The organism is Actinomadura sp. GC306, from assembly GCF_004348665.1.
Taxonomy (GTDB): Bacteria; Actinomycetota; Actinomycetes; order Streptosporangiales; family Streptosporangiaceae; genus Spirillospora.
Genome location: NZ_SMKM01000323.1, coordinates 1 through 6,863, shown reverse-complemented (window position 1 = coordinate 6,863; position 6,863 = coordinate 1). Strand labels below are relative to the sequence as shown.

Annotated in this window: 6 protein-coding genes; 3 read left to right on the top strand and 3 right to left on the bottom strand. The window is 71.5% G+C overall.

What is annotated here, in order from left to right; all coding sequences use genetic code 11:
- The 3 genes from E1200_RS29490 to E1200_RS29480 form a co-directional block, all read left to right on the top strand.
- Positions 1 to 1,045, top strand: a 1,045-nt coding sequence (locus E1200_RS29490) for a beta-eliminating lyase-related protein (protein ID WP_131955357.1), incomplete at its 5' end; no start/stop codon positions are given.
- Positions 1,046 to 1,146: 101 nt separating this feature from the next.
- The gene (locus tag E1200_RS29485) at positions 1,147 to 2,337 is read left to right on the top strand and encodes a beta-ketoacyl synthase N-terminal-like domain-containing protein (RefSeq protein ID WP_131955356.1); all 1,191 of its coding nucleotides are present in this window, start codon (positions 1,147 to 1,149) and stop codon (positions 2,335 to 2,337) included.
- Between the two features lie 190 nt (positions 2,338 to 2,527).
- Positions 2,528 to 3,415 carry an oxygenase MpaB family protein gene (locus tag E1200_RS29480; protein ID WP_131955355.1) on the top strand — a complete coding sequence of 296 codons (888 nt, stop codon included), beginning with the start codon at positions 2,528 to 2,530 and terminating at the stop codon, positions 3,413 to 3,415.
- 154 nt (positions 3,416 to 3,569) lie between these two features.
- Here the strand turns inward: E1200_RS29480 and cqsA are convergent, their stop codons facing one another.
- From cqsA to E1200_RS29465, 3 genes are all read right to left on the bottom strand, one after another.
- Entirely contained in the window at positions 3,570 to 4,739 is a 1,170-nt protein-coding gene (gene cqsA / locus E1200_RS29475) for an alpha-hydroxyketone-type quorum-sensing autoinducer synthase (RefSeq protein ID WP_131955354.1), read from the bottom strand.
- A gap of 315 nt (positions 4,740 to 5,054) precedes the next feature.
- On the bottom strand, positions 5,055 to 5,867 hold the full coding sequence (locus tag E1200_RS29470) for an amidohydrolase family protein (protein WP_131955353.1): 813 nt from the start codon (positions 5,865 to 5,867) through the stop codon (positions 5,055 to 5,057).
- Positions 5,868 to 5,953: 86 nt separating this feature from the next.
- Positions 5,954 to 6,772: an SGNH/GDSL hydrolase family protein gene (locus tag E1200_RS29465; protein WP_131955352.1), complete on the bottom strand. Its 819-nt coding sequence runs from the start codon at positions 6,770 to 6,772 to the stop codon at positions 5,954 to 5,956.
- Positions 6,773 to 6,863 lie beyond the last annotated feature (91 nt).

Sequence of the window (6,863 nt, the reverse complement as noted above, 5' to 3'; positions counted from 1 at the left end):
GAACGGCCCCCGTCCCGCCGCCCGCACGTTCGCCAGCGACAACCAGGCGAGCGTCCACCCGGAGATCCTCGCCGCGCTGGCCGCCTGCAACGACGGCCACCAGCCCGCCTACGGCGACGACGACGTCACCGCGCGGCTCCGTGAGGTCGTCCGGCGGCACTTCGGCGACCGGGCCGAGGTGTACCCGGTGTTCAACGGGACGGGCGCGAACGTGGTGGCGCTGCAGGCCATGTCCGAGCGGTGGAGCTCGGTCGTCTGTGCGGACTCCGCCCACATCAACACCGATGAGTGCGGCGCGGCCGAGAAGGTCGCCGGCCTGAAACTCGTCACGGCGCCGGCCCCGGACGGGAAGCTGACGCCCGCGCGCGTCGCGGAGCTCGCGACCGGCCTCGACAACGTCCAGCGGCGCCGGCCCGCCGTCGTGTCGATCACCCAGAGCACCGAGCTGGGCACCGTCTACACCGCGGCGGAGACCGCGGCGGTCGCGGCGGCGGCGCACGAGCGCGGCCTCTCGGTGCACATGGACGGCGCGCGCATCGCCAACGCCGCCGCGTCCCTCGGCCTGCCGCTGCGCGCCCTCACCACCGACGCGGGCGTGGACGTCCTGTCGTTCGGCGGCACCAAGAACGGGCTGCTGCTCGGCGAGGCGGTCGTCGTGCTGAACCCGGACGCGGCGCGCGGCCTGGCGTACCTGCGCAAGTCGAGCATGCAGCTGGCGTCCAAGATGCGGTACGTGTCCGCGCAGCTCGTCGCGCTGCTGGACGGCGGCCTGTGGCTGCGCAACGCCGCCCACGCCAACGCCATGGCCGCCCGCCTCGCCGCCGCCGCGCGCGCCGTCCCGGGCGTGGAGATCACCCAGGCCGTGGAGGCGAACGCGGTGTTCGCCGTCCTCCCGAAGGACGCCGCCGAGCGGCTCCGCAGGCGGTTCCCGTTCTACACCTGGGACGAGCGGACCGGCGAGGTCCGCTGGGTGTGCTCGTTCGACACCACCGAGGCCGACGTCGACGCGTTCACCGCCGCGCTCGCCGCCGAGACGACCCGCTGAGCCGGCCCGCGCGATCCCGGCGACCGGTAGGGGGCGGCGCCGGGACGGCCCGCGGGTCTATCGTGTGTACCGAACCAGATTCGGTACAGGAGGCGAGCCTGATGGCCAACCGCACCTTCGTCGTAGGCGTCGGCATGACCAAGTTCGAGAAGCCGGGCTCCCGGGACTGGGAGTACCCCGACATGGCCAAGGAGGCCGTCGGCAACGCCCTGCAGGACGCCGGAGTCGGCTACGACAAGATCGAGATGGCCTACGCCGGCTCGATGTACGGATCGATGGGCCAGCGCGCCCTCTACGAGACCGGCATGACCGGCATCCCCGTGATGACCGTCCAGAACGCCTGCGCGACCGGATCGAGCGCCCTGTTCCTCGCCCGCCAGGCCGTCCGCGGCGGCCTCGCCGACTGCGCCCTCGCCCTCGGCATGGAGAAGATGAAGAAGGGCTCCCTGGGCGCCGGCATGGAGGGCTCCAAGGTCACCATCATCGACCACCACCTCCGGTCCATGACCGCGGGCCGCGAATGGGAGCTCGACAAGGCCCCCATGCCGCAGATGTTCGGCAACGCCGGCCGCGAGCACATGGAGAAGTACGGCTCCACCCCCGACCACTACGCCTGGATCGGCTGGAAGAACCACAAGCACTCCACCAACAACCCCTACGCGCAGTTCCAGACCGAGTACAGCCTCGACGACGTCAAGAACGCGCCGATGATCTTCGACCCGCTGACCAAGCTGCAGTGCTCCCCCACCTCCGACGGCGCCGCCGCGGCCCTCGTCGTCAGCGAGCGGTTCCTGGACGAGCACGACCTGTGGGACCAGGCCATCGAGATCGCCGGCCACCACATCGCCACCGACACCCCCGAGAGCTTCGCCGACAACTCCTCCATCCAGGTCGTCGGCTTCGGCGTCTCCCGCCTCGCCGCCCGCACCGCCATGGAAGAGGCGCAGGTCGCCATCGACGACGTCGACGTCATCGAACTCCACGACTGCTTCAGCGCCAACGAACTCGTCACCTACGAAGCCCTCGGCATGGCCGAGGTCGGCGAAGGCCACAAGCTCATCGACGACGAGGCCACCACCTACGGCGGCAAGTGGGTCGTCAACCCCTCCGGCGGCCTCATCTCCAAGGGCCACCCCCTCGGCGCCACCGGCCTCGCCCAGTGCGCCGAACTGACCTGGCAGCTCCGCGGCAAGGCCGACGCCCGCCAGGTCGAAGGCGCCGACATCGCCCTCCAGCACAACATCGGCCTGGGCAGCGCCTGCGCCGTGGCGGTCTACCGCAAGCCGCGCTAGCCGGGTGACCGGATGCGTTGACTTGCGGCGTGTTGTTGTTATCGCGCGCTCCATAACAACAACACGCCGCAAGTCAACGTGTCGCGGGGCGAAGGCGCGGGACCGCTCCGGGTGGGCGTGTGACAAATCTTGACTCTTGTCTCATTGGCGTTAGCCTGGCGGTAAGTGGTGGTTCTTGCCGGGAGGTGTGATGCCCTTGCCGTCTTCGCCGTCGGCGGTGGTCAGCGGTGCTCCGCTTGGGCCGGGGTCGCTGCTGTGGCGGTACGCCGCCGACATGCGGTCGCTGCTGCCCGGGGCGGCCGCGGGGCTCATGCAGCTCATGCACCCCGGCATCGGCGCCGGTGTCGCGGAGCACTCCGGCTTCTTCGACGCGCCGTTCGAGCGGATCCACCGGTCCGTCCCGCAGATCTGGGCGACGATCCTCGCGCCGGACGGGGCCGACCGCGCCCGCGGCATCCGCGACCTGCACCGCGCCATCGGCGGCGTCGACGAGCACGCCCGCCGCTACCACGCCCTGGAGCCCGAGACGTTCTGGTGGGCGCACGCCACGTTCACGTGGGAGATCTTCAAGGCGGCCGAGACGTTCCACCCCGGGACGCTCACCGCCGAGGACCACGAGCAGATGTACGCCGAGACCGTCACCTGGTACTCGCGCTACGGCGTCAGCATGCGGCCCGTCCCCGCCGACTACGCGGCGTTCCAGTCGAAGTTCTGGCACGTCTGCGCCAAGCGGCTCGAACTCACCCCGGCGGCCGCGCGCGCCCTGGAGATCGCCAGGCACGGGTCGGACAGCATCACGATCCTGCCCGTGGGCGGGGCGCGCCTCGACCGCGCGGGGCGCATGGTCATCGAGCGGCCGCTGCGGCTGCTCACCTTCGGCTGCCTGCCGGCGATCGTCCGGCAGCGCTTCGACATCCCCTGGACGGCGCTCGACCAGGCCCGCTTCGCCGCGCTCGCCATGGCCAACCGGCAGGGGTACCGCATGATGCCGACCGGCATCAACCACTGGGCGCTCCGCAGGATGCTCCGCTACATCGGCGCCCACACCCGCAACGAGCGGTACCAGCCCGCGGCATGAGCGTCCCGCAACGCGCGGGCATGCCCCCTCAGCGCGCGGCGTGGACCTTCGCCTTGCGGCGTGAGCGACCCTTGATCCGCGGTGTGCATCCGCAGCCCGCGGCGTGAGCCCTCGGGCTGCGGCGTGAGCGGCCGACAGCCCGTGGTGTGAGTTCTCAGCCCGCGGGGGCGGTGGCTTGTTCGCCCAGGTGGGGGCGGAGGGCTCGGCAGGCGGCGAGGATTCGTTTCACGTCGCCGTCCGTCAGGCCCGCGTGGGCGGACAGGCGGACGAGCGTGCGGCCCACCGACGCCGTCGGCGGGAACAGGGCCGCGCTGAAGATGTCGCGGGCCGCCAGGGCGTCGCGCATCAGGGTCGCGTCGGCCTCCGAGCCCGTCTCCAGCGCGATGATCTGCGTGTCGGACTCGACGAGCCGGTAGCCGAGGCCGGCCAGGCCGGTGCGCAGGCGGCGGGTGACGGCGCGCAGCCGGTCGCGGCGGCGCCGCTCGTCCCGGACGACCCGCAGCGCGGCCGACAGGCCCGCCACGTCGTGCGGAAGCAGCGTCGAGCTGAACACCGCCGGGAGCGCGGTGTGGGTGAAGTAGTCCGCGAAGCCGGGGCGGTCGCAGGCGATCAGCCCGGCACGTCCCGGCAGCGCCTTGGCGAGGCTCGCGGTACGGAAGTCGACGCGGCCGGTCAGCCCGAGCGCGGCGACCAGGCCCTCGCCGCGGGCGCCGTGCGTGCCGAGGGAATGGGACTCGTCCACCACCAGGAGGCAGTCGTGCTCCCCGGCGATCTCCACGAGGCCGGGCAGCGGGCAGACCGAGCCGTCGGTGCTGTACACGGCGTCGACGGCGATCACCCCGGAGCCGCCGACCTCCACGCGGCGGCGCAGATGGGCGAGGTCGTTGTGGCGGAAGTACGCCAGTTCCGCACCGGCCGTCCGGGCTCCCTCCCAGAGCGACATGTGGGCGAGGGCGTCCAGGTAGACGGGGACGTCCGGCCCGGCGACGACCTGCATGAGCCCGGTGTTGGCCGCCCAGCCCGACGCGCACAGCACGCCCGCCCGCGCCCCGAGGTGCCGCGCGAACTCCGCGCCGAGGACGATCTGCGGGTGGTCGTCGGGCAGGCACGGGGCGGGCACCGGGGCCGCCGCGCCGTCCGCCGACCGCAGGCTGGCGATCATGGCGTTCGTGATCGCCGGGTGCTCGGCGAGGTCGAGGTAGTCGCTACAGGTCAGCACGATCGTCCGGCTGCCGGGGGTCCTGGCGGTGGACGGACGGCGCCCGCTCCAGGTACCCCGGAACCGGCTGATGCGTTCGCCCAGGCGCTGGTGAGCGCTGGTCATGGTCGTCCCTCTCCCCCGTCAAGCGATGGTCACGATCCGTAGCGGACCCTGATCATAGTGTGAAATGAATCTCCGGCGCGTACCAAAGCGCGCAGGTCACGCAAGAAACCGAACTCCGCACCGCGTGTTCGCGCGCCGCCCGCCCTCCGGCCGCATCTCGCTATGCGTGCTGCACTTCGGCTTCTCCGCGATCGCGCTGCGCGCCGCGGCCGGGCGGCCCCGGCCCTGCACGCCGTGCTGCTGTTCCGCGCCGTCGCCCTCTGGGCACCGGTCCCGCTGGGCCTGCCGGCCCTCCGGACGCTGCTCCGCCGCCCCTCAGAGGTGGAAGACGCGCCTGGCGTTGCCCGCCAGGAACGCGTCCTTCGCCTCGTCGGACAGGCCCAGCTCGTCCAGGCCCTTGAGCGCCCGCTCCGCCGTCATCATGGGGTAGTTGGTGCCGAACATGACCTTGTGCTGCCTCTCCTGGGCCATGTACCGGACGAGTTCCGGCGGATACCTCCGGACGCTGTAGGCGGACGTGTCGATGTAGACGTTCGGGTGCTTCCGGCACACCGCGACCATCTCCTCCGTCCACGGGTAGCCGATGTGCCCGCCGACGATGACGAGTTCCGGGAAGTCGAGCGCGACCTGGTCGATGTAGGGAATCGGGCGTCCCGTCTCACTCGGACGCAGCGGCCCCGTGTGACCGACCTGCGTGCAGAAGGGGATGCCCAGTTCGACGCATTCGGCGAACAGCGGATAGAAGCGCCTGTCGGTCGGCGGCACTTCCCAGAGCCACGGCACCACGCGCAGGCCCCGGAACCCCAGTTCGCGGACGCACCGCCGCAGTTCCCGGACGGCGTCCATGGGCTTGCGGATGTCCACCGACGCGACCCCCAGCAGGCGCCCCGGCGGGGCCTGCTCGACGAACGAGGCGACCTCGTCGTTGCTCACCAGCGCGCCCTCGGGACCGTGCCAGGCGCTGATGAGGCCGACGTCCACACCGCCGGCGTCCATGGCCTCGACCGTCACGCCGATCGGCACCTCGTGCTCGGGAGGCTTCTGCCCGGTCCACCGCCACAGCGAATCCAGCATCTCGTGCTGCAGGAACCGCACCGTGCCGTGCTGCATCCACGCGTCGATCACCATCGTTACCTCCACCGGGACGTGCATCGGCTCCCATTTCTACGCGAAAGCGGGCCCCGGTCACATTGACCGGGGCCCGCTGAATCGCGTCAGCCGGCGTGGGCCTTCAGCGCCGTCCTGGCGGATGCCGTGAAGGCGGGCAGGTAACCGAGACGGTGGCCCCGGGCGGTCGGGTGGTAGGACGACTCGATCGGGAGCGTCACCGCGTTGAGCCAGTCGTCGCCGGAGCAGAGCTCGTGCCCGGCGAACTCGTCCCTGACGTCGGACCAGGTGAACCCGGCGCGGCTCACGGCCTGGCGGGTCACCCCGGCCAGCGTGTCGGCGGCGCTGTTGAGCGCGTTGCGCTTGGCGTTGGTCAGCCCCACGCACCAGTCGACGATCGTGTAGAGGCGCGGGTACCCGAGCACCACCACGCGCGCCGAGGGCGCCCTGGACCGGATCTGCGCGTACAGCGAGTCGAGGCGTCCGGGCAGGGTGTCGCGCATGTAGCTCTCGGCCTGCGCCACCCGGTTCTGGCAGGACGAGGTCGACTGCAGCACGCACGTCTGCATCACGTCGCTGAACCCGGCGTCGTTGCCGCCGACCGTGATGCTCACGAGCGTCGTGGACGAGCTGAGCGACCCGAGCTGCCCGCTGGAGACGGTCGAGGTCGTCGCCCCCGAGCAGGCGGCGAACTTGTACGACTCGGTCGTGTTCGCCGCCGCCCACAGGTTCGGGTAGGCGTTGGCGCTGCGCAGGCACGACCCGCTGTCCGAGGCGTAGTTTCCGGCCCCCGTGCCGGACGAGTAGGAATCCCCGAGTGCGACGTAGTTGATTCCGGCCGCGGAGGCGGGCGCGGACCAGGCGATGGAACCGGCTGCGATGGTGAGCGCGCCGAAAACGGCGAGGCAGGGGCGGGTGAGGCGCATCTACACTCCGGAGCGACGAAGCGAAAAAAGTCCCCGCACTTATACCCCTGTCTCTTATACACAGCTGACGCTGCCGCCGACTACTCGCGGC